The organism is Mycolicibacterium septicum DSM 44393 (assembly GCF_000455325.1).
Taxonomy (GTDB): domain Bacteria; phylum Actinomycetota; class Actinomycetes; order Mycobacteriales; family Mycobacteriaceae; genus Mycobacterium; species Mycobacterium septicum.
Map to the genome: position 1 here is coordinate 4,003,186 of NZ_HG322951.1, position 25,211 is coordinate 4,028,396.

Sequence of the window (25,211 nt, forward strand, 5' to 3'; positions counted from 1 at the left end):
CACCGTTGACCGTCACGAGGTGCTCCCGACCCGACGGCCCACCACCACACCTGCCGCGAAGGCGGCGACGAGCACACCGACGATCACCCAGGCCAGCACGCTGGAACCGCCGACCAGATCGTTGAGGTTGGTCAGGATCAGCACCAGCGCACCCAGCAGACCCGCCAGACCGAGCCCCGGGGCGATGCGCACCCGCCACAGTGAATGGCCGTGCCGGTCGCGGGCGAAGTAGACCAGGACCGCGACACTGGTGGCGATCATCAGGAGCACCACACCGACCGTCGTCGCCCCGGCGAACCAGGTGTAGAACTGGGCGGCCGGGTCCAGCCCGAACACCACCGCCAGCAGGACGCTGACCGCCACGACACCGGAGATCCACAGCGAGGCCTGATGTGGTGAGCCGTGCCGGTCGTGCGGTTGACTCAGCCGCGCGGGGAGCACGTCGCGCTGCGAGAGCGCGAACACGTACCGCGACGCGACGTTGTGGAAGGCCAGGATGCAGGCGAACAGGCTGGTGAAGTACAGCACCGTGATGATGTCGGCGCCGGCCGCACCGATGTACCGGTGCGCGGTGTCGCCGAGGAAGGTGGAGCCCGAGTCGGTGGCGCGGGCGATGGCCTGCTCGTCGCCCCACCCCGAGATCAACGCCCAGCTGGTGACCGCGTAGAACACCCCGATCAGGATCAGCGCCAGGTAGGTCGCCCGCGGAATCGTCCGCTCGGGAGTGCGGGCCTCGTCGCGGAAGATCGCGGTGGCCTCGAATCCGACGTAGCTGATGATCGCGAAGAGCAGCCCGATGCCCAGTGACCCGGAGAAGATCGCACTCGGATTGACGATGCCCGAGGACAATCCGTGGTCGCCGCCGTTGGCCACGATCACCAGGTCGAGCACCAGCACGATCGCGATCTCGGCGGTGAGCAGCACGCCCAGCACCCGGCTGGACAGCTCGATGTTGCGGTAACCGAGGTAGGTGGTGACGGCGAAGGCCACCGCGGCGAACACCCACCAGGGCAGAGCAGGCCCGCCGGCCAGCTCGACGACACTGGCCCCGGCGGGGCCGAGCAGGCCGTACACGCCGGCCTCCAGCGCCACGTAGCTCACCAGTGCCACGAAGGCGATACCGATGCCGGTGGGCAACCCGAGCGACTGACGGACATAGGAGAAGAAGGCGCCCGCCTCGTCGACATACGGGGTCATCGCGGTGAAGCCGACCGCGAACAGCAGCAGCACCACCGTGGCGGCGATGAACGTGGCGGGGAATCCGGCGCCGTTGCCCGACGCGATACCCAACGGCACCACACCACCGATCACCCCCAGCGGTGCGGCCGCGGCCACCACCATGAAGACGATCGAGGCCACCCCGAGGTTGCCGCGCAGCTGCCGGCCGGCGGGCGGCGGCTGGTAGCCCAACGATTCTGGGGCTGTGGTGGTTTCGGACATGCTCGACCGTCCTTCAGGCAGCGTGCGCGTAAATATGACCCGGGGAACATAGGGCCGGGGTGCACCGGCACACCAGGTCTGGCGTCATCGTGCGCAAAAGTCGGTTTGTCTACCGGGCTCCCAAGGCATGGAGCATTCCGGCCGCGGATCGCGGCCAGGTGAACTGCTCGGCACGCTGCCGGGCGCTGCTGCGGCGCAGCGGTTCGGGCCTGCCGATCACCGAGGTGACGGCCCGCGCGATGGCGTGCGCGTCGTTGTCGGCGGTCGCCCCGCTGTCGCAGGTGAGGATCTCGGCCAGCGCCGAGGTCCGCGACACGACCGCCGGAGTTCCGCATGCCAGCGCTTCCAGGGCGGCCAGGCCGAAGGTCTCGTGCGGTCCCGGCGCCAGCGCCACATCGGCCGAGGCCAGGATGGTCGCCACGGTGTCCCGGCAGCCGATGTACCCGGTGAAGGCCACCGGCAGCCCGTTGGCCTGCCGTTGCAGCCGCGCCCGCAACGGCCCCTCCCCGACCACCACCAAGCGCGCATCCACACCCGAATCACGCAGGGCGGCAACGGTATCGATACTGCGGTGGGCATGTTTCTCGACCGACAGCCTGCCGCAGTGCACCAGGAGGGTCTGCTGAGGCGCGGCCCATCGGCTACGCATCTCGGCACACCGGCGCCGCGGGTGGAACTGCTCGAGGTCCACCCCGAGCGGCACCGTCGCGACGTTGTCGGCGCCGATCCGGTCGAATTCCTCACGCGCGAAGCCCGTCGTGCACACCACGGCGTCGTAGTTGGCTGCGGTGCGCCGGTTGGCGAAGTCCGCGACCATGACCGCGGCCGACCGCGGCAGCACCTGTCCCACCAGCCGGTCCAGTCGTTCGTGGGAGATCATCACCGTGGCCACACCGTGTTTACGGCCCCATGGGCCCAGCGACCTCAGGGTCAACCGGTCCGACACCTCGATGGCATCGGGTCCGAGCTGCTGCAGCAACGCCGTCACCGGACCGGGCAGCACCGCCCGGTAGCCGCCGGTGAACGGGATGAGCTTGGCAGGCAAGGAGATCCGCACGACGCCGCTGGCGAGGACATGGCGCTGCGGGTGCGGACCCGGGACGATGAGATACACCTCGTGGCCCAGGGCGCAATACTCTGCGCCCAGGCGGTCGACCGCGGTCCGGAGACCTCCCGATCGCGGGCCGTAGAAGTTGGCGACCTGGACAACCCGCATGTCATGATCAGAACCGGGCCGCGTGTGCGGTCAACAACGGGGCCGCGACCGCTACCTGAACAGCCGCTGAACATGCCCGCACGCAGGTCAGGCGAGATGCGCGGCGAACCAGCTCTGGATACGGCGCCACGCATCGGCTGCGGCCACCGGGCCGTAGCGATCGCCGGTGTCGTTGAAGAACGCATGGTTGGCTTCGGGTTCGGTGATCAACTCGTGCACCATCCGGGCCTTCTCCAGCGCGGCGCGCACCACCGGTTCGGTGGCGTTGACCCGCTGGTCCAGGGCGCCGTAGAAGGCGAGCACCGCGACATCGCGCGAGCCGCCGAAATCCGGATCATCAGGCGCCGGACCGTAGAACGGCACCGCGGCCGCCAGCGCGGGAGTACCCGCCGCCAGGAGTCGCCAGACCAGCCCACCGCCCATACAGAAACCGACCGCGGCGACCTTGCGCCCCGGAACGCGCCGTTGCACCTCCTCGATGCCGGATTGCAGATTGGCGATGAACTCCTGCGGTTCGATCTTGCTCAACGCGGCGGTGGCGTTGGCCGGGTCGGCGAATGCGGCGGTGCCGCCCTGCGCCGAGAGCAGGTCGATCGCCAGAGCCGAATACCCGATGCCGGCGAACCGCCCGGCCACCGAACGGATGTGGTCGGTGAGCCCCTTGTTCTCGTGGATCACCAGCACGGCGCCCTTGGGTTCCGGCGCGGCGGCCCAGGCACCCCGCAACTCGCCACCGGGGCCCGCCCAACTGACCGGACTGGTGGGTATCGCGCCCTGTAGTCCCGGCGGCTGAGCCGGCGCGGTGCCAGGAGCCGCATTGGGCGTTGCCGTGGGTGTTGCGGTGGTGTCGGACTGCTTCGATTCCCCGCAGGCGGCGATCAGCGCGGTCGCCGCGGCGGCGCCGATTCCCAACAGTCCCAGTCGACGAAGCGCCTCCCGGCGCGACAACAACCCGTCGAGGTGATCGGTCGCGATTTCCTCGGCGATATAGCGCTGCAGTGGAGTCACCTCCGCCAGTATGCGCCGAAATCCCGAACCGCAGCATGAGAACTGCGCGCGGCGGGATACTCATCGGATGGGCTGGACACCGGACCCGGAGGCACTGCGGGGATATGTCGCGGTGGTTGCCGGAGCCACCCGCGGCGCGGGCCGGGGCATCGCCGCGGCGTTGGGCGAGGCCGGCGCGACCGTGGTGTGCACCGGGCGCAGCAGCCGATGCGGAAGCCGTGACTCCGACTACGACCGGCCCGAGACCATCGAGGAAACAGCCGAATTGGTCACGGAACTGGGCGGTTCCGGCATCGCCGTGCAGGTCGACCACCTCGACGTGACACAGGTACGCATGCTGGCGGGGCGGCTCAAGGCCGACTACGGACACATCGACATCCTGGTCAACGACATCTGGGGCGCCGAGGTACTCAAGGGGCCGCCCGACACCTGGGGCCGGCCTATGTGGCAGCACGATCTCGACGACGGGTTGCGGATGCTCCGGTTGGGGCTCGACACCCACCTGATCACCTCGCACTGCATCCTGCCGCTGCTCGCCGACCGGCCCGGCGGCCTGCTGTTCGAGATCACAGATGGGACAACCGAGTTCAATGCCGAGAACCCCCGGCTGTCGGTGTTCTACGACCTGGTGAAGACCGCGGTGAACCGGCTGGCCTTCAGCCACGGGCACGAGCTCGCCGCGTTCGGCGCCACCGCGGTCGCGGTCACCCCGGGCTGGTTGCGCTCGGAGATGATGCTCGACAACTACGGCGTCAGCGAGGCGAACTGGCGGTGCGCCCTCGACCTGGCCCGCACCGACGGCTACCCGGCCGCTCCGCCGGGTTTCGCCGAATCCGAGTCACCCAGGTTCGTCGGGCGCGGCGTCGCCGCGGTGGCCGCCGACCCGGACCGGGCCCGCTGGAACCAGCAGTCCGTCAGCTCGGCGGCCCTGGCCCGCCACTACGGGTTCAGCGACCTCGACGGGCGGGTTCCTGACGCGTGGGCCCCGCTATAACCCCAGGTGAACCGGTCTCCACCCCATTCAGTAGACATTTTTTCAAATCTGTTCACTATTTTCATTGACACTGGCGTTACCGGCCCTGTTCTATGGCTGGGTGAGCTTCGACACAATCATTCGCAACGGCCGGTGGTTCGACGGCACCGGCGCCCCGTCAGCAGTCCGCACCATCGGAATTCGCGACGGCCATGTGGTTGCCATCTCCCCAGAGCCTCTCGACGAGACCGACTGCCCGCAGGTCATCGACGCGACCGGCAAGTGGGTGCTGCCCGGAATGCTGGACATCCACACGCACTACGACGTCGAGGTGCTCAACGGCCCGTCGCTGTCGGAGTCGTTGCGCCACGGCGTCACCACCGCGATGCTCGGTTCCTGCTCACTGTCGACCGTGCACGTCGGCGGGGTCGATGCCGGCGATCTGTTCGGCCGCGTCGAGGCGATCCCGCGGGATCAGGTCATCGCCGCGGTGGACGACAACAAGACCTGGACCGACTGCGACGGGTACGTGGCAGCGCTGGAGTCGCTGCCGCTGGGCCCCAACCTGGCCGCCTTCATCGGGCATTCCGACATGCGGACCGCGGTGATGGGACTGGACCGCGCCACCCGCAAGGACGAGCGGCCGACCGCCGCCGAGCAGGCCCGCATGGAGCAGATGCTCAAAGAGGCCCTGGACGCCGGATTTGTCGGGATGTCGTCACAGCAGCTGCTTTTCGACAAGATCGACGGCGACACCTGCCGGTCCCGCACCCTGCCGTCGACCTATGCCAAACCCCGCGAGCTGCGCCGGCTCAAGTCGATGCTGCGCCGCGCCGGCCGGGTGCTGCAGTCCGGCCCCGACATCCAGAATCCGCTCAACCTGGCCTCACAGGTGGCCCAGTCCCTCGGACTGCTGCGCAACCCGTTGAAGACCAGCCTGCTGTCGGCCGCCGACATCAAGGCCAACCCGTACGCGATCTGGATGATGGGGCCGCTGGCCCGGTTGGCCAACGCGCTCGGCGGGAACTTCCGGTGGCAGCACCTGCCGGTGCCGTTCGAGGTGTACGCCGACGGCATCGACCTGGTGGTGTTCGAGGAGTTCGGCTCCGGCGCAGCAGCCCTGCACCTGCGCGACGAGGTCGAGCGCAATGAACTGCTGCGCGACGAGGAATACCGGCGCACGTTCCGCAAGGACTACGACAGCAAGTTCGGGGTGCGGGTGTGGCACCGGGACTTCTTCGATGCCGAAATCGTCGCCTGCCCTGATGAATCCGTGGTCGGCAAGTCGTTCGGCCAGGTCGGTCAGGAGCGGGGCGAGCTCCACCCCGTCGACACCTTCCTGGATCTGGTGCTCGAGCACGGCACCGCGCTCCGGTGGCGCACCACCATCTCCAACCACCGGCCCGAGGTGCTCAAGAAGCTGGCCCGCGATCCAGGCATCCAGCTCGGGTTCTCGGACGCCGGTGCACACCTGCGGAACATGGCGTTCTACAACATGGGACTGCGGCTGCTGCGACACGTCCGCGACGCCGAACGTGCAGGCACGCCCTTCATGTCGATCGAGCAGGCGGTCCACCGGCTCACCGGTGAGCTCGCCGACTGGTACCGGATCGACGCCGGCCACCTGCGCATCGGGGACCGGGCCGACGTGGTGGTCATCGACCCGGAGCGGCTCGACGACTCCCTCGACGCCTACGCCGAGGAGACCGTCGATCACTACGGCGGGCTGTCGCGCATGGTGAACCGCAACGACGACACCGTCACCGCGGTGCTGGTCGGCGGGCGCACCGTGTTCGCCGACGGCGCGCTGACCGACCTGGTGGGACGCCGGCGCACCGGCCAGTTCCTGCGCGCCGCGCACCAGACACCCGCACCATCCGTCGAGAAAGGTGAATTGTCCAGTGTCCGTTGAAGACGCGTCGATCGAAGAAACCGTTCACGGTATGTGGAAGGCCCTGTCGGAACGCGACTGGGAGCTCCTCAAGACCTATCTGTCGGACGACTGCATCTACCTGGACATGCCGGTGGGTCCGGTCGCGGCCGCCAAGGGGCCCGAGGACATCGTCAAACGCCTCAAGATCGGTCTCGCGCCCCTGGCGTCGTACGAGAACTTCCCGGGACTGCTCGTCGAGAACGGCTCCGATGCCATGTACGAACATCACGAGGAATGGCATTGGGACAGCGGTGAATCCGCCGTGCTGAAGTTCGTCACCGTGCACCGGATCGAGAACGGCAAGGTGACGCTGTGGAAGGACTACTGGGACATGGGCGCCCTGGCCAACCACGCACCGCCGGATTGGCTGGAGAACTTCGCCACCGCCGACATGTCGTGGGTGTTCGACGCCACCGGGCTGGTCTGACCCCGGGGGTCCGTCAGTCGGTACCCCACACGAGGCAGAACGGGTGGCCGGCCGGATCCCGGAACACCCGGAAGTTGTCCTCGCCGACGGCATCGGTGATCCGGGTGGCACCCAGCGTCAGAACCTGACGCTGGGCCACGTCCGGATCGTCGACCTCGATGTCCAGATGGAGCTGCTGGGATCCCCGCGGATCCGGGAAATCCGGCGGCTCGTGTTCCGGTGAGTACTGACACGCCACCCGGCGGCCGGCCGGATCCGTCACCACCACCCAGGTGTCGTCCTGGACGGCGATGTCTCCGCCCAGCAGCCCGGCGTAGAACTCGGCCAGGGCCCGGGGATCCCGGCAGTCCAGCACGACGGAGCGAAGTCTTCCGATCATCGCGTCGGTATTGCCTTCGCGGGCGATGCCCAAACGCTCAGATGCGCACGCACACTCAAATACTCCAGGCCATCCGGAACCGCTCCGTGAGCTGCCCGGCGTCCAGATCGCCGAAGTTCTCCTGCTCGTAGTGCCGGACGGCGAGCACCGCGTCGACCGGCTGATCGCCGAGGATTCCCCGGATCAGTGCCGAGGAGTCCAGCGCGGCGAGGTTGTCGGCCTGGCGGTTGGACAGCAGCACGATGCCGTCACCGGAGCGCTGGGCATCGCTCAGCGAGGCGGGGTCGACCCGGACCTCGGGCCCCAGCGCCAGCCCGTCGGCGATTCCGCGCTCGGCCAGACCGAGAATCGTCGCGGTGGCCAGGTATGGGTTGGCCGACGGGTCGACGACCTTCACCTCGACATTGGCTCCGTACGGATTGCTCGGACCGCCGATCAGAAATCGCACCGCGGCTTCGCGATTCTCGGTGCCCCAGCAGTTGTAGGCCCCCGACCAGTAGCCCGGCTGCATGCGCAGCCCCGACAACACCGATCCGCACAGGACACCCTGCGCGGCCGGCAGACCGGCGAGAAGGCCCGCGAGGGCGGCTTCGCCCTGAGGCGTCATCCCCCGCACTCCGCTTCCGCCCGAGAACACCGGTGCGCCATCCAGGCTCAACGAAAAGTGTTGGTGGGCGCCCGTGCCCACCCCGGTGGCGAACGGCAACGGCGAGAGGCTCACCCGCAGGCCGTGGCGCCGGGCCACCCGCGCGGCGATGATCCGCATGAGCACGAGCTGATCCGCGGCCGCCACCGGCGGCAACGGGGCCAGGGAGATCTCGAACTGATTGGACCCGTATTCGGGATGGAACTGCTCGATGGCCACCCCGGACCGGTTGGCCGCATCGGTGACATCGCGGACGAATCCTTCGAACTCGAGCACCCCGGCCAACCCGTACTGCGCCCACAGCAGCGACGGCAACCGGCTGCCGTCCGGCCCGACGAGGACGAATTCCACCTCGTGCCCGACCAGCGCGGTCAGATCGGCCGCCGCCAGGCGGTCCTCGACCCGCTGCAGCACCCCTCGGCTGCAGTACGGATCGGGTGAACCATCCTGGTTGTAGAAAGCGGCAGGCGCCCAAGCCAATCCGTCACCGAGGATGCGTAGCGCGCCGAGATCGATCCGGATCCGCTGATCCCCCACCACCCCGATGGCCTCGCTCATCGCGATACCGGTCTGGTCGATGGTGAACGCGTGGAACACCGGGCTGGCGCCCAGACCGGGATCGGCGAAGATCCCCATCCGGCGCAGCGGAACGGTTTTCGCGTGCGTCAACCCGGCCGGGCTGACCACCGTGCCGATCAGCGTCGCGACGCCGTCGGCTTCCAGCTGAGCGATGGCCGCCGCGGCCAGCGGTTGCGCCGGCCGGGACAGTCCAGCTGATCCAGCTGTCACAACCACATTGTGCGCCGGGTCGGCGCTGCCTAAAGGGTGATCTTGCAGGTTTGCCCGATGTCGAGGGTCCGCAGCATCCGGCCCATACCCAGCCACATCGCACACGACAGCGCCAGGTCGGTGAGCAGTTCGGCGTCGAACTGCTCGGCGGCGCGATCCCAGAAGTCCTCGTCGTCACGCAGCCCGGTGTGATCACTGGCGAAGCGCTGGGCGAACTCGGCGGCGACCCGCTCCTGCGCACTGTAGCCGGGCCAGGTCTGCCACTCGGCGGCGTGATCGTAGAGATCCTCGTCCACGCCCGCCGCGACCCCGTCGGAGTCACGGGTGTTCTGGCACACCACGCATTCGTTGTCGAGCGCGATCACCATGCGGGCCAGTTCCCGCACCCGCAGCGGCAGCCGCCCCTTGGTGTACACCGCATTGGTGTAGTTGGCCATGGCGGTGCCGATCTCGGGGGACCTGAGGATCCAGCCGGCCACGTCGTCGTCGGGAAATTCTCCGATACGGCTCATGGCCGAATCGTACGCGCGACTCGGCCATTCTGGAACAAGTTCTAGTTTTTCGTTCCGGGGCCGGTCAGCTCTGGGGTTCGGTCTTCACCCCAGTCCCGTTGCACCACGACCCGGTGGGCGATGCGCTCGAGCGCGGCCTCCACCTGTGCGCGGTCCGGGCGGCCCTCGAAGGACGGGGATTCGCCCAGCTTGTCGACGATCCGGCCGACCAGCGCGGCAGACACCCCGTCGACCTGCCGCACCCCGCTCTGCGTCAGCCACAGGCTGTCCCCCGTGCGCAGCACATAACCGTCCTGGACCAGGCGGTTGAATGTCGGCTCGAGCACTTCGAAGGGCACGACGAGGCGGTCGGCGATCTCGGTCAGCCGGGCCGTGCCGAATATCTGGCTGTGCCGGTAGATCTTGAGCAGTGCCCACAGTCCGGCCACGTCCAGCTCGCACCCCGGCCCGCCTGCCACGTTTCGCAGCCGGATCTCCGGTGAACTGCGCATCATCCGGCTGACCACGTTCTCCAGCACCTGGTCGGCCGATTCGGAGCTCGGCATACCGAAGCCCTCCCCGAGATCAGCCGCCAGCGTGGCCTCGGCTTCGAGCAAGGGCACCTCCTTGAGGAACAGCGCGACGATCAAGCCGACCAGTGCCACCGGTGCGGCACAGAGGAACACCAGGTCCAGGGCATCGGCGTAGGCGTTCACGATCGGGGCGGCGACCTCGGGCGGCAGCTCGTGCAACGCCTTGGGCGAAGCACCCGCGATGGATGGGGCACCGCTGGCCGCCAGCGCGCCCGGCAGCCGGTCCGAGAGGAATCCGGCGAACAACGACCCGAAAATGGCTGCACCGAAAGAACTCCCGATGGTCCGGAAGAACGTCACCCCGGACGTCGCCACGCCCAGATCGGCGAAGTCGGACGTGTTCTGCACGATGAGGACGAGCACCTGCATGCACATGCCGATGCCGGCGCCCAGGATCAACAGGTACAGCGACTGCAGCGGGATCGGTGTCGCGGCATTCATCCGCGACAGCAGCACGAAGCCGACGAGCATGATCGCGGTACCGGCGACCGGGTAGATCTTGTAGCGACCCGTACGGCCCACCAGGCTGCCGCTGACAGTTGAGGTGATCAGCAGGCCGATCACCATGGGCATCGTCCGCAATCCCGATTCGGACGGCGATACGCCGTCGACGAACTGCATGAAGGTGGGCATGAAGGTCAGCGCACCGAGCATCGCGAAGCCGACCACCAGCGACAGCACGCAACACATCGTGAAGACCGGGTTCCGGAACAGGCGCATCGGCAGAATCGGTTCTGCTGCCCTGGTTTCCGCCCGCACGAACATCGCAAGGGCCAGGATCGACCCGATCACCAGACCGATGATGGTCGGTGACGTCCAGGCCAACTCGCCACCGAGGCTGGTGGCGAGAGTCAGGCCGGAGGCCCCGATCCCGACCCAGACGATTCCGGCGTAATCGATCACCGGATGCGCGGGGCGAGATGTCAGCGCCGGGATCGTGGCCGCTGCGACCACGAGCACCACCAGGGCAACCGGGATGCTGAGCCAGAACGCCCAGCGCCAGCCGAGGTGATCGGTGACGAAGCCGCCGAGCAGCGGGCCGGCCACGGTCGTGACACCGAATACGGCCCCGAGCGCACCCTGATACCGGCCTCGGTCGCGCAGCGGGATGACCTCGGCGATCAGCGCCGAGGAGGTCACCATGATCGCACCGCCGCCGATCCCCTGTAGCGCGCGGGCGGCCACCAGCATTGCCATCGACCCGGACAGTCCGCTGAGGACCGATCCGACGAGGAAACACAGCACCGCCACCTGGTACACCGTTTTGCGGCCGAAGATGTCGCCGACCTTCCCGACGACGGCGGTGATCACCGTGGACGCGAGCAGGTAGCTGGTCACCACCCACGCCTGATGGCCTGCGCCACCGAGATCCGCCACCACAGTCGGCAGGGCCGTGGCGACGATGGTCTGGTTGAGCGAGGCCAGCAGCATGCCGAGCAGAACAGCGACGAACACCAGGTTGCGTCTGCGCACGCTCAGCAGTGCCGCGCCAGAGGTCTGCTCGACGGTGGTTGATGGGCTCGACATGACTTCCTTTCACCTGCCTGCCAGTTCAACCACGATATCGTTAGATAAGCTATGAAAGTTACAGCGCGAACAAAGCCGCCCCGGGCAACCGGCGGTCACCGGGCTACCCAGGGCGGCTTGAGCCGAAACTCCCAGCGCTACTGCGGCGGGCGGGAGACGCACTGCGCTGCGTAGAGCGCGTCGCCCAACTTCTCCATGAGCTCGAGTTGGGTTTCCAGGTAGTCGATGTGGCCTTCCTCGTCGGCCAGGATCGTCTCCAGGATGCGTGCCGACGTCGCGTCCTCTTTTTGGCGGCACATGATTATCCCGGGCTTGAGCCGCGCGACCACCTCGTACTCGATCGCCAGATCGGCCTCGAACTGTTCGCGAAGCGTCTGTCCGACCCGCAGCGAAAACAACCGCTGATAGTTGGGCAGACCGTCCAAGAGCAGGATTCGGTCGGTGATGGTCTCCGCGTGCCGCATCTCTTCGAAAGACTCGGAGCGAGTGTGTTCCGCCAGTTCAGTGAATCCCCAATTGTCCTGCATCTTCGAGTGCAGGAAATATTGGTTAATTGCGGTGAGTTCGCTCGTCAATTGCTCGTTGAGCAATTTCAGAACATCTGGATCGCCTTGCATCGTGACTCCTAAGCACCTTGAGGGCTGGTCAAGTGTTGCCGCGTGTCGTGCACTTCCAATCTAGTGCAGAAAGCATGGCGGGGCGCAATGATTAACGCCTAATTCGGCGTGTTCGTGCGACATTGTCGGACCCTTCGGGCCACCGGGACCGAGGCGTGGCCACGAGGAGTGGACTGGCTGTCCTAACTAAGGTTAGACTGCGCTAATCTCTTGCCACACCACGAAAGAAAGGCCGGTAACGAAATGAGTGAGTACGATTTGCACTCGCTCATTCTTTCTTGCGATTTCCGCGTCGACGACGTCGAACAAATGTGGAAATGGATGGAGAAACACCGTTCCGGCCTTTTGTCGATAGGTGCCCATCATGTGGTGCTCTATAAATCGATTTGGGAACCCGGCCGCGTATTGGTGACGATCGGAATTCGGCACGCCCGGTCCATCCGCGACGTATTGCGTTCACCGGCGATTTTCGAGTGGTTCGATATTTCCGGCGTCGAAGATATCCCGCCGATATTCGGTGGCGAAGTGGTGGAGAAAATCGATCTGACCGAACCGTCCCCCGAGGGGCACGTGGCCGGGGTGATCGTGGGAGCTGTGGCCACCGTCGACGACGTCTCCACCCTGATGCGCAAGGTGCACGACGGTCTCGGCCGCTTCGAACAGGGCGGAATCCGCAAGATCTGGGTCTACCAGGCGCTCGACGACGGCCAGGAAGTGATGATCCTGCAGGAGGTCTCCGACGAGGTCGCCGCGCGGCAGTGGATCGACCACCCAGACGCCGCCGCCGAGTGGATGACCACCGCCGGATTCGGTGCGTACCCGAGCCTGTTCGTCGGCAAGTTGGCGTACATCATGAACGTCGACGAGCAGGACGACTGATGTTCGTCTGCCTCTGTACCGGGGCGACCAGTCAGGTCGTCAACGAGATCGTGGAGTCCGGGGCCACCACCTCCAAAGAGGTGGCCGAGGCCTGCGGCGCCGGCGCCGATTGCGGACGATGCCGACGCACCATCCGCGCCATCATCGCCGCCCATCAGGCGGCCGAAGGCAGCCCGTCGCCGTTCAACGGCTGCCCGTCGCGGGCCACCCGCTAGCGCTTGCGATCGGCGAACTGAGCCAGCGCGTCGACGTTGGCCGCGGCACCCACCAGTTCGACGAACAACGCCTTCTCCCGCTCGACGGCGGCCGAGATCGCGTCGCGGATCGGCGCCACCATGGCCTGTTTGACTGCCATCAGACTCGAAATCGGCTTGGCTGCCAGGGTTTCGGCGTGCCGACGGGCCTCGGGCAACAGATCGTCGGGCTCGCACACCTTCCACACCAGACCCATCTCACGGGCCTCGGTCGCGCCCACCCACTCCGAGGACATCAGCAGCCAGGCAGCGTTCTGCCTGCCGAGCAGTCGCGGCATCAGATACGAGGAGGCCGCCTCGGGCGCCACCCCCAGGCTGGTGAACGGACACTTCAGCCGGGCCGAAGACGACATGAACGCGAGATCGGCGAACCCGAGGATGGTGGCGCCGATACCCACGCCGACCCCGTTGACCGCACAGATCAACGGCTTCGGGAAATCCGCGAGCACCTCGAGCATCCCGTAGAACCCGTGCTCGCCCGGGGTGGATTCCGGGTTGGTGATGCGCTCCTGCATCTCGACGAGGTCGTTGCCCGCACTGAATCCCCGGCCGGCACCCGTCAACAGCACCACCGCGACGTCGGGATCCTCAGCGGCCGCGCGCAGGGCGACGGTCGTCGCGTCGTACAGCACCTCGTTGAACGCGTTGAGCGCGTCCGGACGGTTGAGGGTCAGGGTGCGAACCCGATTGTTGTCCTCGATCAGCAGGGTCATTTCTCACTCCTCGCGTGCGCGCCGTGACCGCTGCAGCCTAACTAGAACACGTTCCACTATTGCCGGCCGGGTGCGGGGAACCCGGCGGCGAAGGGGCTGGAGTAGACATATCGACTGGTCGGCACGGTGTCGATGTTGCTGCTGGCGCCGAAGGCATCCGTGCTGGCCACCATCTTGCGCATGCGATCGGCCAGATCGTCGTCGTCGGCAGCGCCGAAGAAAGCGTGCAGGTCCGATACCGCGTCCTGGCGGAACAGTTCCTCCACGATGCCGTCGATCGCCGGGGCATCCTCCGTAAGGGCCCGGACCACAGTGTTCTGCGTGTAGCCGAAAGTGTCCTGGGTTTCGATGGCCACCGAGGTGTGGTCGATGTGCCAGCGGTGCAGCCAGGTGGCCCGATCCAGGTCCGAAGGCCGGCGCAGCAGCGCGATGTTGGCCAGGCCGTCGGTCCGCTCCCCCGGCGCGGTCGGCGGCGCCTGCATCGGGACCGATTCGGTCACCAGATACGCCGCGAGCGAATCACATTCGGCGGCAAGTAATTCCAATGCCCGGCCGGTCTGTTCGCCGTAGTACTGCCGAACCCACAGGCTGACCACCGCGACCACCGGCGGATCCAAGGTCGTCAACGTCATCAACGAATCCCGCACCGCGTCGTCACGGACATTGATCGTCAGGCCCGGCAAACCGAGTGCCAGCAGTTCGTCGGCCACGCGGGTGCGCAGCCCCTGACACCACTGCTGATCCGATTGTGCGGCACGCAGTAGAACGATGACTTTCTCCACAGACGGAGAACCTACCGGCGCACCGATCCGCGCCACGCGTGGGCAGTTGTGCCACCGGCGGCCCGCGACGAGTGAGAATGGTGGGGTGCACACGGGTGGACAGGCAGCCGACGCACTCCGGCTGAGTACCCCCGACGCCGGTGCGGTGGCCCGAAGCCTGATCGGCGTCCTGGCGGTGACTGCGGCCGCCCTGGCGCTGGGTTCTGGCGCCACGGCGATGTGGACGCTGAGCAGCGGCGTGATCGCCGGTGCGATCGCCCTGCAACGCAGCCCCGGCGGCCGGGTTCCCCTGGTCGTCACCGGTTCCGTGGAGCTGGCCATCGCGGTTCTGCTCGGCACCCTCACCGGCGGGCACAGCCCGGTGTTCATCGCAGCGGTGGCGCTGTGGTGTTTCGCCGCGGGTATGCAATGGTCGCTCGGGGCCAACGCCGGCCTGGTGGCCTCGGCGGCGAGCGCCCTGCTGGTGCTGGCACCACCGGTCGCACCGACACTGGGCCAGTCCCTGCTCGCGCCCGCCCTGGTGGTGGTCGCCGGTGTGGTGCAGGCGGTACTCATCGCGGTCTGGCCGCCGCGGCGCTGGCGGGCCCAGCGCGACGGACTCACCCGCGCCTACCGGTCACTGGCCGGCGACTCCCGCAACGTCGCGGCGAACAGCGCCGCCGCCGTCGACGACGCGCCGCTCACCTGGCTGCGTGAGGTGTTCGCCGACAGCCAGGTCAGCCAGCGGCCGCGGGCCTACCACGGCGGATACCGGCTGCCCGAACGCCTCGCAGGCACCTTGGCCTCGCTGCGCTCCACCGCCGACCGGGACAACACCACCGACGACGAGTCCGCGGCGGACACCGGGCTGCCGCAACTGCTGACGGCCGCGGCGGTACTCCTCGACGCGATCGCCGATCACGGGCACACCGCACGGCGGGACGCCGAGCATGCCCTGGTTCGCGTCCGCACTGCCGCGGCAGCCGTGACCGGACCCGAAGCGGCGTTGGCACAACGCTTCTGTGAACAGCTGCGCGAGGCCGCGGTGCTGCGGTTCGGCCAGCTGCACCGGCCCGACCTGATCGGTTCGCTGGCCTCGGCACCCGCCGTGGTCCGCTCACACCTGACCTGGACGTCGCCCATCCTGCGCCACGCCATCCGGCTGTCTGTGACGACGGCGCTCGCGGTGGCGGCGGCCCGCTACGGCGGACTCGAGCACGGCTACTGGATGCCGTTGACCGTCGTGGTGGTGATGCGGCCGGAAACGGCACACACCTACACCCGGTGCGCCGGACGCATCGCCGGCCTCTGTGTCGGCATCATCGTGGCCTCGATCCTCACGTTCGTCTGGCAACCCGGACCGATCGGCTCCGCGGTGTGCGCGCTGCTGTTCGTCGGCCTGGCCTACGGCGTCGCGCAGTTCGGCTATCTCGCGGTCGGCGCGGCCGTGGGCACGATCGTGATGTTCGCCATCGGAGTGAGCGCGTCCGCACCCTGGTCGGGCAACGCCGACCGGCTGATCGCGGTCTTGATCGGCGGCGCCCTGGCGGTGATGGCCCACGTGGCGCTGCCCGACCATGCGTTGATCCGGTTGCGCCAGCGGGCCGGAGAACTGCTGATGACCGAGATCGACTACGCGGCACTGGTGATCAAGGCGTTCGTCCATGAGGTCGACCACCCGGCCGAGATCCTGTCGGCGGCCTGGCAGCGGGCGTTCCGGGCGCGGGCCGCATTCGAGGCCGCATGGGGCGCCACCAGCCTCGAGCCGCCGATCCTGCGGCGGTGGCTGCGGTCATACCGCACCGCGCTGAATTCGGTGACCAGTGCCTGCACCACGCTGGAGAACAGCCTGCCGACACATCCGTCATCAGCCCTGCACAGCGAGTTCGTCGCTGCGGTAGACGATTACGTGGAGGCGTTGCGTGGCGCACCACCGAGCCCGGCGGTGCCGTGGAGCCTGGACACCGCCGAGCTGTCGACCGCGCTGCGGCGCGTGCACAACGTGGCCTCGACACTGTCCGCCGACAACGGCGCGGCCCGCATCCTGATCGGCGAACTGACCACGATCACCCGCAGCCTGGAGGACATCGCGATCGATCGCGTCGAGCCGGCAGGAGACTCGCGCTAGCTCACCCGCGCGCCCATTTCGGCAGGATGAAGACCCCCTCGGCCTCGGCAGTGATCCCGTCGGCATCTGAAACATGGCCGGAGGCAAAGGCTTTGATCCCGTCGGTGCGGGTGATCCGTCCCTCGGCGTGGAGTTCGCCCAGCGGAGTCGCCCGCAGATAGCGGATGGTCAGGGTGCCGGTGAACCGCGGGCGATCCGAGTCGCTGGCAGCCACCTCCCCCAGCACGTGGTCGAGGACCATGGCCACCATGCCACCGTGCACGTGGCCCGGCGGCCCTTCGTAGGGGGCGCCGAGATGGAAATCGGTGTGGATGCCACCGTCGGGGTCCTTCACCATCACCAATGGCGGGGCGATCGGATTGCGGATCCCGATCGCCGGGTTGCCCCACGGCATCCGGTCCCCGTCCGAGGTGAACTGGACACCGAACGGCCCGTCGATCTGCTCGGCCCGCAACCGCGCGGTCGCGTCGTCGATCTGGGCCCGCACGGCGGCGACCTCGTCGGCGTCGACCTGCGAACGGATACTGGCATCGATCAGTGCCCGCACCGAATCGGCCAGCGGCGCCCACACCGACCGCAGACGCTGGACATCCGCGGAACTGAGACCCTCGACATGGGTGTAACCCGGCATTGGTGAACTAGAACATGTGCGGCGCGCCGGTGTCGAGCCAGCCGGCATTCGACTCAGTGGTGCGTCCAACGGTACGCAGCGGCATGGTTGCTGAACTAACGTCAGCATCGTGACGGATCCCGCGCAGACCGAACCGTACTACCGGCTCGGGACCTATCACCGGCCGACGGACACCCCCTCGCCGCCGGCGCAGGTGTGGTTCGACCGCGGCATGGTCTGGTCGTATGCCTTCAACCACGAGGAGGCGATCCGGTGCTTCGAGCGGGCGCTGCGGCTCGACCCGGATTTCGCACTCGCCCGCTGGGGTATCGCCTACGCGGTCGGCCCCAACTACAACAAGGCCTGGGACGCGTTCGACCCGGTCGACCTGAGCACATCGCTGGCCCGGGCCCGTACCGAACTCGAGCGCGCCGCCACGGGCCGCGCCTCGGCACTGGAACACGACCTGATCACCGCTCTGCACAAGCGATTTCCGACCGCTGATCCCGAGGACGCCAAGGCCCTGACGGCCGGGCACGCCGATTACGCCGATGCGATGACGGCGCTGGCCGCCGCCCATCCCGAGGACATCGACGTGCAGACGCTGGCCGCCGACGCCCTGCTCAACGTGACCGCGTGGGCGTTGTGGGACGGCCGCACCGGTGAGCCCGCCCCGGGATCTCGTGTGGTGGAGGCGAAACGGATCCTCGACGCGGCGCTGGCCACCGCCGCCGGACGGCAACACCCAGGGGTCCTGCATCTGTACATCCACGCGATGGAGATGTCGACGACGCCGCAGGCGGCGTTGCCCGCCGCAGATCTGTTGCGCGGGCTGGTGCCCGACGCCGGGCATCTGCAACACATGGCCAGCCACATCGACGTGCTGTGCGGGAACTACCGCGACTCGGTGACGGCCAATCTGGCTGCGGTACAAGCGGACAGAGAATTCGTGGCGCGCGAGGGCGCGCTGAACTTCTATTCGCTCTACCGGGCGCACGACCTTCATTTCGTGGTGTATTCGGCCATGTTCGAGGGCAGTTCGCAGATCGCCCTGGACGCCGCCGGGGAACTGGCCGCGCAGCTGACCCCAGAGGTGCTCTCCGTCGCCTCACCGCCGATGGCCGACTGGCTGGAGGCCTTCGTTCCCCTGCGGGTGCACGTGCTGGTGCGGTTCGGCCGCTGGGACGAGCTGATCGCCGAACCGCTGCCCGCCGATCCCGAGCTCTACTGCACCACGACCGCGACCATCCACTACGGCCGCGGCGTCGCCTACGCGGCCACCGGCCGGGTGGAGCAGGCCCGTTCCGAGCGCGACCGGTTCCTCGCCACATACCGGCGCATACCCGACACCCGCTACCTGTTCAACAACACCAGTCTGGACATCCTGGCCATCGCCGAGCAGATGCTCAACGGTGAAATCGCTTATCGGGAAGGCGATTACGACACCGCCTTCGCCTACCTGCGCCGGGCCATCGAACTCGACGACGCCCTGCCCTACGACGAGCCCTGGGGATGGATGCAGCCGACCCGGCATGCCTACGGCGCGCTGCTGCTCGAACAGGGACATGTCGAGGAGGCCGCCCGCGTCTACGCCGCCGACCTCGGCCTCGACCCCACCCTGAGCCGGTCCAGCCACCATCCGAACAACGTGTGGAGCCTGCACGGCTACCACGAATGCCTTCGCCGGCTGGGCCGCGACGCCGAGGCGGTCATCATCGGGCAGCAACTCGAGTTGGCGCGGGCCCGCGCGGACGTCGCGGTCAATGCGTCGTGCGCCTGCCGCCTCGAGGTGGCGGACCCGTGTTGCGGCGGCGACTGAGGGTTCCTGCTCAGGCCCGGGCGTAAACTCGCCTCCGTGGCCATCAGCGAGAACGACCTCGGTCAGCTGCGCAAATGTGTCGAGTTGGCCCGCGAAGCACTCGACGACGGTGACGAACCCTTCGGATCCCTACTGGTCGACCACACCGGGACGACAGTGTTCGCCGACCGCAACAGGGTCAAGGACGGGGACGCCACCCAGCATCCCGAATTCGCCATCGCCCGCTGGGCTGTCGAGCACCTGAGCCCCGAGGACCGGGCCCGCGCCACCGTGTACACCTCGGGCGAACACTGCCCGATGTGCTCTGCCGCGCACGCCTGGGTCGGCCTCGGCCGGATCGTCTACGCCACCTCCTCGGCGCAGCTGAGCGGCTGGCTGTCCGACTGGGGTGCGCCGGGCGGTCCGGTGGCACCGCTGCCGATTACCACCGTGGCCCCGGGCATCGAGGTGGACGGCCCGGCGCAGGAGCTGGCCGAGACCATGAAGGATCTGTACTCGGCGAAGTTCCGTGCCTGAGCCCGCCTGGGTCGCGCACGCCATCTGGTGGCAGGTCTATCCACTGGGTTTCGTCGGTGCGTTTCCCGCCGACCGGCCACCATCGGCCGACGAACACCGGTTGCGGCGCATCGTGGACTGGTTCGATCACGCCGTGCAGCTGGGCGCGTCAGGCGTCGCGCTCGGCCCGATCTTCGCCTCACGAACCCACGGTTACGACACGACCGACCACTTCCGTGTCGACCCGCGTCTGGGTGACGAGGACGACTTCGATCACCTGGTGACCGAGGCCCGGCGGCGCGGGCTCCGGGTCCTGCTCGACGGCGTGTTCAACCACGTGGGCACCGACTTCACCCGGTACCGGGAGGCGCTCGACGGCGGACCCGATCATCCCTCATCGAGCTGGTTTCGCCGTGGCGGCGACGCATCTCGATTCGGCACGTTCGAAGGGCACGGCGAGCTGATCGCGCTCAACCACGACGAGCCCGCGGTGGCCGACTACACCGCCACGGTGCTACGACACTGGTTGAGCCGCGGCGCCGACGGATGGCGTCTCGATGCCGCGTACGCGGTGCCCGACCGGTTCTGGGCCCAGGTGTTGCCGTCGGTGCGTCGTGATTTCCCCGACGCCTGGTTCGTCGGTGAGGTCATCCACGGCGACTACTCCGCGACCGTCCGCGCCGCCACCTTCGACTCGGTGACCCAGTACGAGCTGTGGAAAGCCATCTGGAGCAGCCTCAACGACGGCAACTTCCACGAGCTGGACTGGGCGCTGAAGCGGCACAACGACTTTCTCGACACGTTCGTACCACTGACCTTCGTGGGCAACCATGACGTGACCCGGATCGCCAGCCAGTTGCAGAATCCCGCGCACCTCGAGCACGCGCTGGTACTGTTGCTGACCACCGGTGGGACACCGAGCATCTACTCGGGCGACGAGTCGGCCTACCGGGGCGTCAAGGAGGAACGCCGCGGCGGCGACGATGCCGTACGGCCGGAATTCTCCACTCCCCCGGATGATTCCGATGCGATGAGGCTGCATCAATATCTGATCGGGTTGCGCCGCAGGCATCCGTGGCTGCACACCGCGACGACGGCGCCGTTGCTGCTGACCAACACCGGGTATGTCTACCGGACCAGCGCGGGTCCCGAATCCCTGATCGTGGCGCTCAACATCGACGACGCGCCACTGCGGCTGTCGCTGTTTGATCTCACGGTGGGGTCGGGACGGGTGATCGCAGGTTCGGGCGCACCCCCGCAGGAGGACATCGGCCAATCGGACGTTCCTGCGCACGGATGGCTGATCATCCAGCCGCACTGAGTATTTCGAGGGTCATCCGATCTTCGAGTCCGTCATAGAATTTGTCCAGCACGACCTGGAAGTCGGCTCGCTCTGCCGGGTTCGGGGCGGCCTCGGCGAACAGCGTCATGCTGGAGCGCACCTTCAGCCAGTCCGGCCAGCCGAAGATCTGCTCGGCCGTCCGCCCGTCGATCTGCGCAACCAGCCGGGTGCATTCCCGCAGCCTCGGCCCCAGCTTCGGGTGGGCCAGGTAGGCCCGCGCCTCCTGGGCTGAGGCGATGCCGTAGTGGGCCGCGGTCGGGCTACGACCGAGCCCGCGCAACTGCGGGAAGATGAACCAGATCCAGTGACTGCGTTTGCGGCCCTCCCTCAACTCGCCGCAAACGTCGGCGTAGACGCCGGCCTGGGCATCGACGAACCTCTGTAAGTCGAACGGGTCGCTCATACCTCAAGTTTGTCGCGCAACCTCACGCAATACATCGCGACAAGCTAATCTTCGGGATTCAATGACTACAACTGCCGACGTCGAGCACGTCGCTCGTACCAGAAGTCCGCGTCGGCGCGTCCTGTCGCGGATCAGCATTCAGTCGAAGCTGCTGGTGATGCTGTTGATGACCAGCATTCTGTCGGCTGCCATCGTCGGTGCGATCGGATACCAGTCCGGCAGGTCATCCCTTCGTCAGTCGGTATTCGACCGGCTGACCGAAGTTCGGGAATCACAGACCCGGCAGTTGGAGTCGAAGTTCGCCGATCTCGAGGATTCCCTGATCGTCTACACCCGAGGGACGACGACCATCGAGGCCGTCGAGGCGTTCTCCGGCGCGTTCGGTCAGCTCGACAACTCGACGATCAACCCGCAGCAGTGGCAGTCGATCGTCAACTACTACAACACCGAGTTCGAGCCGCAGGAACAGAAGCAGACCGGCGACGCCGTGGACGTGTCCCGACTGCTGCCCACGACCAACGCACAGAAGTACCTACAGGCGTACTACACCGCGCCGGTCGCCGACCCGGAGAAGGCGATCAGGGTCGACGACGCCCGTGACGGCAGCGCATGGTCGGCCGCGAATGCCCGGTTCAACGACTACTTCCGGGAGATCGTCGAACGATTCCAGTTCGAGGATGCGCTCCTGCTCGACACCGCAGGCAACGTCGTCTACACCGCGTACAAGGGCGTCGACCTCGGCACCAACATCGTCACCGGGCCGTACCGCCAGAGCCTGCTGTCGGACGCGTACGAGAAGACCCTGGCATCGAACGCGGTCGACTATGTCGGGATCACCGACTTCGGTGACTATCAACCGGCCGATGAGCCCACGGCCTGGATGATGGCGCCGGTCGGCCCGCCCGGCCGGGTCGAGGGCGTCCTCGCCCTGCAGTTCCCGATCTCCAAGATCAACCGGCTCATGACGGCCGACAAACAATGGGAAACCGCCGGGATGGGTGCGACCGGCGAGACGTTCGTGGTGGGTCCCGACGGTTTGATGCGGTCCGATTCTCGGCTGTTCCTGGAGAATCCGGAGAAGTTCGAACGCGACGTCATCGATGCAGGCACCCCACCGGCGGTGGCGGCGAAATCACTCCGTCAACACGGAACCACGCTGGTCCAGCCGGTCGAGACGACAGCGACCCGGTTGGCCCTGCGCGGCCAGACCGGCACCGTGATCGAGGACGACTACCTGGGCAACGAGACGCTGCAGGCCTACGCACCGGTCAATCTGCAAGGGCTGAACTGGTCGATCATCGCCAAGATAGACACGGCCGAGGCATTCGCTCCCGTATCGGCGTTCACCCGCACCCTGGTGTTGTCGACCGTCATCATCACCTTCATCGTGTGTCTGGCCGCCATGATGTTGGCCCGGCTGTTCGTCCGACCCCTACGCCGGCTCGAGGCAGGCGCCCAGCAGATCGGTGCGGGTGATTACGACATCTCACTGCCGGTGCAGTCGAGGGACGAGTTCGGTGATCTGACAACGGCTTTCAACGACATGAGCCGCAATCTGGCGATCAAGGAAGATCTGCTCGCCGAGCAGCGCCGGGAGAACGACCGCCTGCTGCGCACGCTGATGCCGGAGTCGGTGGTGCAGCGCTACCGCGACGGCGAGGAGACGATCGCGCAAGACCATCACAACGTAACGGTCCTGTTCGCCGACACCGTCGGGCTCGATGAGCTGACATCGGGCATGCCCTCCGAGGAAGCGCTGGCCATCGTCAACCGCTTGGTCCACCAATTCGATGCCGCCGCAGACGATCTGGGAGTGGAGCGGGTCCGCACCCTGCGCAACGGTTACTGGGCCAGCTCCGGGTTGAGCGTCCCGCGGCTCGACAATGTCCGCCGTACCGTCGACTTCGCCCTCGAGATGCAGCGCATCATCGAACGGTTCAACACCGAAGCCGGGACCGCGCTCAACCTGCGCGCGGGCATCGACACCGGCGCGGTGAGCAGCGGCTTGGTCGGACGCTCGAACCTGGCTTACGACATGTGGGGCTCGGCGGTCAACCTCGCCTACCGGGTTCAACGGGGCTCACCGCAACCCGGTGTCTACGTCACCGAGCGGGTGTTCGAGGTGATGGGCGATACCCGCGACCTCGAACCGGCGGGCACTGTGCTCGTCGACGGCGCCGACGAGCCGATCTGGAAACTGCAGGACCGACGATGACCGGCCTGCTCGACGCTCCCTGGTTCTACTGGGCGATCGGCGTCGCGGTCGGATTTCCCGTCTGCCTGGTGCTCCTGACCGAGCTCCACAACGCGCTCCGGAGACGGGGTAGCTTCCTGGCCGGCCCGGTGCACCTGGTCCGGACCTACATCCTGCCGCTGGGCGCGCTGCTCATCCTGCTGATCCAGGCGATGCAGATCTCCGGGGAAACCACGCCGGTGCGGATTGTGGCGACGGTGTTCGGCTTCGTCGTCCTGGTTCTGTTGCTGTCCGGACTCAACGCGACACTGTTCCAGAGCGCTCCGGAAGGCAGTTGGCGCAAGCGTATTCCGTCGATCTTCCTCGACGTCGCCCGGTTCGCACTGATCGCCATCGGCATCGGTTTGATCTTCGCCTACATCTGGGGCGCCAACATCGGCGGGCTTTTCACGGCCCTGGGAGTGTCGTCGATCGTGCTGGGCCTCGCCCTGCAGAACTCGGTCGGCCAGATCATCTCCGGGCTGCTGGTGCTGTTCGAGCAGCCGTTCCAAATCGGTGACTGGGTCGATGCGCCCTCGGCGCGCGGGCGCGTGGTGGAGGTGAACTGGCGGGCAACCCATATCGACACCGGAAGCGGCCTGCAGGTGATCCCGAACTCCGTGCTGGCCGGCGGGTCGTTCACCAACCTGAGCCGCCCGTCAGGCGCGCACACGATTTCTGTGATCACCGTGTTCGCCGTCGACGATGCCCCCGACGAGGTCTGCCGCGTGCTCAACGAAGTGGGCCGCCGCCTACCTCAACTACGAAGCGACGGAACGGTATCCACCGTTGCGGCCGGCTCGTTGCAGTACAAGACGCTGATCCCGCTGCACTCGCCCGCCGACGATTTCAGCGCGAGATCCACGTTCCTGCGCTGGACGTGGTACGCCTCGCGGCGTGCCGGTCTGCACCTGGACGAGGCCGAGGACGAGTTCGAGACCAGCGAACGCGTCGAGCAGACGCTCCGTCTGATCGCACCGACACTCCGCCTGAGCGCCGAGGATCAGCAGGATCTGGCAGCGTACGTCCGTCTCACCCGCTTCGGCACGGACGAGATCATCCAGGTCGTCGGTCAGGTTCCCAAGAAGATGACGTTCGTCGTCGCCGGCACGGTGCAGCTGGCGGTGGCCGACGCAGACGATCTGTTCGTCCCGGTCCTCACCCTGGAACAGGGTGACTTCCTCGGGCAGACCGCGCTGACCCGCGAGCCGGTCATCACGACGGCATACGCGCTGACAGAGGTCACCGTGGCGCAGTTCGACCGCGAGTGCATCGAGGATCTGGTGGCGCGCAAGCCGGTACTGCTGCAGGACATCGGCCGGGCGATCGAGGAGCGCCGGGCCAGCGTCAGGCAGGCGCTCGGCGCGGCCGCTCGCTGAATGTCGTCGCCGAGGGTCTCGGCGCCGAGTTCCAACCGTTAGTAAACCGCGATCTGCATGTGCGGTGTTGTTACGCGTGTGACTGATGGGACGCGTGTTTCACTACGGAAGCAAGCGGCAAACTGCTTGGGATACGTGCAGAAAGGACGGTTGGTT

General features: G+C 67.2%; 23 protein-coding genes. 11 read left to right on the plus strand and 12 right to left on the minus strand.

The genetic code is table 11. The features are described 5' to 3' along the window. Positions 1–12 precede the first annotated feature (12 nt). The 3 genes from TX88_RS18930 to TX88_RS18940 form a co-directional block, all read right to left on the minus strand. Positions 13–1,440 carry an APC family permease gene (locus tag TX88_RS18930; protein ID WP_044518738.1) on the minus strand — a complete coding sequence of 476 codons (1,428 nt, stop codon included), beginning with the start codon at positions 1,438–1,440 and terminating at the stop codon, positions 13–15. Between the two features lie 109 nt (positions 1,441–1,549). Further along, positions 1,550–2,656, minus strand: coding sequence for a glycosyltransferase (locus TX88_RS18935; protein ID WP_044518739.1), 1,107 nt, complete (start codon positions 2,654–2,656; stop codon positions 1,550–1,552). Positions 2,657–2,743: 87 nt separating this feature from the next. After that, a complete protein-coding gene (locus TX88_RS18940; RefSeq protein WP_044518740.1) occupies positions 2,744–3,664 on the minus strand; it encodes a dienelactone hydrolase family protein in 921 nt (306 codons plus the stop codon). A gap of 67 nt (positions 3,665–3,731) precedes the next feature. On the opposite strand from TX88_RS18940, the gene TX88_RS18945 reads away from it, so the two are divergent. From TX88_RS18945 to TX88_RS18955, 3 genes are all read left to right on the plus strand, one after another. Further along, positions 3,732–4,658: an SDR family oxidoreductase gene (locus TX88_RS18945; RefSeq protein ID WP_044518741.1), complete on the plus strand. Its 927-nt coding sequence runs from the start codon at positions 3,732–3,734 to the stop codon at positions 4,656–4,658. A 100-nt stretch (positions 4,659–4,758) separates the two neighbouring features. Next, positions 4,759–6,549 (plus strand): N-acyl-D-amino-acid deacylase family protein, encoded by a 1,791-nt coding sequence (locus TX88_RS18950; protein ID WP_044518742.1) that lies wholly within the window; start codon positions 4,759–4,761, stop codon positions 6,547–6,549. 31 nt (positions 6,550–6,580) lie between these two features. After that, entirely contained in the window at positions 6,581–6,997 is a 417-nt protein-coding gene (locus TX88_RS18955; RefSeq protein ID WP_044519574.1) for a nuclear transport factor 2 family protein, read from the plus strand. A gap of 13 nt (positions 6,998–7,010) precedes the next feature. Here TX88_RS18955 and TX88_RS18960 read toward each other — a convergent pair whose 3' ends face one another. From TX88_RS18960 to bfr, 5 genes are all read right to left on the minus strand, one after another. After that, on the minus strand, positions 7,011–7,376 hold the full coding sequence (locus TX88_RS18960) for a VOC family protein (RefSeq protein WP_044519575.1): 366 nt from the start codon (positions 7,374–7,376) through the stop codon (positions 7,011–7,013). 55 nt (positions 7,377–7,431) lie between these two features. After that, positions 7,432–8,811 carry a type I glutamate--ammonia ligase gene (locus TX88_RS18965; RefSeq protein WP_044518744.1) on the minus strand — a complete coding sequence of 460 codons (1,380 nt, stop codon included), beginning with the start codon at positions 8,809–8,811 and terminating at the stop codon, positions 7,432–7,434. A gap of 29 nt (positions 8,812–8,840) precedes the next feature. Continuing rightward, positions 8,841–9,323 carry a carboxymuconolactone decarboxylase family protein gene (locus tag TX88_RS18970; RefSeq protein ID WP_044518745.1) on the minus strand — a complete coding sequence of 161 codons (483 nt, stop codon included), beginning with the start codon at positions 9,321–9,323 and terminating at the stop codon, positions 8,841–8,843. A gap of 41 nt (positions 9,324–9,364) precedes the next feature. Next, positions 9,365–11,422, minus strand: a complete 2,058-nt coding sequence (locus TX88_RS18975; protein WP_044518746.1) for an MDR family MFS transporter — start codon at positions 11,420–11,422, stop codon at positions 9,365–9,367. A 137-nt stretch (positions 11,423–11,559) separates the two neighbouring features. Then, positions 11,560–12,039, minus strand: coding sequence for a bacterioferritin (gene bfr, locus TX88_RS18980; protein WP_044518748.1), 480 nt, complete (start codon positions 12,037–12,039; stop codon positions 11,560–11,562). 243 nt (positions 12,040–12,282) lie between these two features. Here bfr and TX88_RS18985 point away from each other — a divergent pair, with 243 nt between their 5' ends. Beyond that, positions 12,283–12,918, plus strand: coding sequence for a hypothetical protein (locus tag TX88_RS18985; protein WP_044518749.1), 636 nt, complete (start codon positions 12,283–12,285; stop codon positions 12,916–12,918). Next, positions 12,918–13,133: a (2Fe-2S)-binding protein gene (locus TX88_RS18990; protein WP_044518750.1), complete on the plus strand. Its 216-nt coding sequence runs from the start codon at positions 12,918–12,920 to the stop codon at positions 13,131–13,133. Before TX88_RS18985 ends, TX88_RS18990 begins: the two co-directional genes overlap by 1 nt. Here the strand turns inward: TX88_RS18990 and TX88_RS18995 are convergent. Both TX88_RS18995 and TX88_RS19000 read right to left on the minus strand, forming a co-directional pair. After that, positions 13,130–13,885 (minus strand): enoyl-CoA hydratase/isomerase family protein, encoded by a 756-nt coding sequence (locus tag TX88_RS18995; protein ID WP_044518752.1) that lies wholly within the window; start codon positions 13,883–13,885, stop codon positions 13,130–13,132. The genes TX88_RS18990 and TX88_RS18995 overlap by 4 nt on opposite strands. A 56-nt stretch (positions 13,886–13,941) precedes the next feature. Next, positions 13,942–14,667, minus strand: coding sequence for an EthD domain-containing protein (locus tag TX88_RS19000; RefSeq protein WP_044518753.1), 726 nt, complete (start codon positions 14,665–14,667; stop codon positions 13,942–13,944). Between the two features lie 85 nt (positions 14,668–14,752). Between TX88_RS19000 and TX88_RS19005 the strand changes: the two genes are divergently transcribed. After that, positions 14,753–16,774 (plus strand): FUSC family protein, encoded by a 2,022-nt coding sequence (locus tag TX88_RS19005; RefSeq protein ID WP_044518754.1) that lies wholly within the window; start codon positions 14,753–14,755, stop codon positions 16,772–16,774. 1 nt (position 16,775) lies between these two features. Here TX88_RS19005 and TX88_RS19010 read toward each other — a convergent pair whose 3' ends face one another. After that, positions 16,776–17,405, minus strand: a complete 630-nt coding sequence (locus tag TX88_RS19010; RefSeq protein WP_044518756.1) for a PaaI family thioesterase — start codon at positions 17,403–17,405, stop codon at positions 16,776–16,778. Between the two features lie 109 nt (positions 17,406–17,514). On the opposite strand from TX88_RS19010, the gene TX88_RS19015 reads away from it, so the two are divergent. Genes TX88_RS19015 through TX88_RS19025 form a run of 3 tightly spaced genes read left to right on the plus strand, consistent with a single transcriptional unit; the run spans position 17,515 to position 21,019 of the window. Continuing rightward, positions 17,515–19,203 carry a tetratricopeptide repeat protein gene (locus TX88_RS19015; protein ID WP_280113230.1) on the plus strand — a complete coding sequence of 563 codons (1,689 nt, stop codon included), beginning with the start codon at positions 17,515–17,517 and terminating at the stop codon, positions 19,201–19,203. Between the two features lie 36 nt (positions 19,204–19,239). Continuing rightward, positions 19,240–19,719 carry a nucleoside deaminase gene (locus TX88_RS19020; RefSeq protein WP_044518760.1) on the plus strand — a complete coding sequence of 160 codons (480 nt, stop codon included), beginning with the start codon at positions 19,240–19,242 and terminating at the stop codon, positions 19,717–19,719. Further along, positions 19,712–21,019, plus strand: a complete 1,308-nt coding sequence (locus tag TX88_RS19025) for an alpha-amylase family protein (protein ID WP_044518761.1) — start codon at positions 19,712–19,714, stop codon at positions 21,017–21,019. Before TX88_RS19020 ends, TX88_RS19025 begins: the two co-directional genes overlap by 8 nt. On the opposite strand, the gene TX88_RS19030 is transcribed toward TX88_RS19025, so the two are convergent. Continuing rightward, a complete protein-coding gene (locus TX88_RS19030; RefSeq protein WP_044518762.1) occupies positions 21,003–21,443 on the minus strand; it encodes a DUF1810 domain-containing protein in 441 nt (146 codons plus the stop codon). The two genes, TX88_RS19025 and TX88_RS19030, sit on opposite strands and share 17 nt — an antisense overlap. A gap of 61 nt (positions 21,444–21,504) precedes the next feature. On the opposite strand from TX88_RS19030, the gene TX88_RS19035 reads away from it, so the two are divergent. Beyond that, complete coding sequence (locus TX88_RS19035) at positions 21,505–23,658, plus strand: adenylate/guanylate cyclase domain-containing protein (protein WP_044518763.1); 2,154 nt, start codon at positions 21,505–21,507, stop codon at positions 23,656–23,658. Next, on the plus strand, positions 23,655–25,055 hold the full coding sequence (locus tag TX88_RS19040; RefSeq protein ID WP_044518764.1) for a mechanosensitive ion channel family protein: 1,401 nt from the start codon (positions 23,655–23,657) through the stop codon (positions 25,053–25,055). The genes TX88_RS19035 and TX88_RS19040 overlap by 4 nt, the downstream gene beginning before the upstream one ends. Positions 25,056–25,211: the final 156 nt, after the last annotated feature.

Excerpts from the sequence above, each read along its gene's own strand:
- TX88_RS18930 (WP_044518738.1), bottom strand. The coding sequence starts at position 1,440 with ATGTCCGAAACCACCACAGCCCCAGAATCGTTGGGCTACCAGCCGCCG.
- TX88_RS19035 (WP_044518763.1), top strand. The coding sequence starts at position 21,505 with ATGACTACAACTGCCGACGTCGAGCACGTCGCTCGTACCAGAAGTCCG.
- TX88_RS18995 (WP_044518752.1), bottom strand. The coding sequence starts at position 13,885 with ATGACCCTGCTGATCGAGGACAACAATCGGGTTCGCACCCTGACCCTC.
- TX88_RS18985 (WP_044518749.1), top strand. The coding sequence starts at position 12,283 with ATGAGTGAGTACGATTTGCACTCGCTCATTCTTTCTTGCGATTTCCGC.
- TX88_RS19010 (WP_044518756.1), bottom strand. The coding sequence starts at position 17,405 with ATGCCGGGTTACACCCATGTCGAGGGTCTCAGTTCCGCGGATGTCCAG.
- TX88_RS18935 (WP_044518739.1), bottom strand. The coding sequence starts at position 2,656 with ATGCGGGTTGTCCAGGTCGCCAACTTCTACGGCCCGCGATCGGGAGGT.
- TX88_RS19030 (WP_044518762.1), bottom strand. The coding sequence starts at position 21,443 with ATGAGCGACCCGTTCGACTTACAGAGGTTCGTCGATGCCCAGGCCGGC.
- TX88_RS18975 (WP_044518746.1), bottom strand. The coding sequence starts at position 11,422 with ATGTCGAGCCCATCAACCACCGTCGAGCAGACCTCTGGCGCGGCACTG.
- TX88_RS19040 (WP_044518764.1), top strand. The coding sequence starts at position 23,655 with ATGACCGGCCTGCTCGACGCTCCCTGGTTCTACTGGGCGATCGGCGTC.
- TX88_RS18955 (WP_044519574.1), top strand. The coding sequence starts at position 6,581 with ATGTGGAAGGCCCTGTCGGAACGCGACTGGGAGCTCCTCAAGACCTAT.
- TX88_RS18945 (WP_044518741.1), top strand. The coding sequence starts at position 3,732 with ATGGGCTGGACACCGGACCCGGAGGCACTGCGGGGATATGTCGCGGTG.
- TX88_RS18990 (WP_044518750.1), top strand. The coding sequence starts at position 12,918 with ATGTTCGTCTGCCTCTGTACCGGGGCGACCAGTCAGGTCGTCAACGAG.
- TX88_RS18970 (WP_044518745.1), bottom strand. The coding sequence starts at position 9,323 with ATGAGCCGTATCGGAGAATTTCCCGACGACGACGTGGCCGGCTGGATC.
- TX88_RS18960 (WP_044519575.1), bottom strand. The coding sequence starts at position 7,376 with ATGATCGGAAGACTTCGCTCCGTCGTGCTGGACTGCCGGGATCCCCGG.
- bfr (WP_044518748.1), bottom strand. The coding sequence starts at position 12,039 with ATGCAAGGCGATCCAGATGTTCTGAAATTGCTCAACGAGCAATTGACG.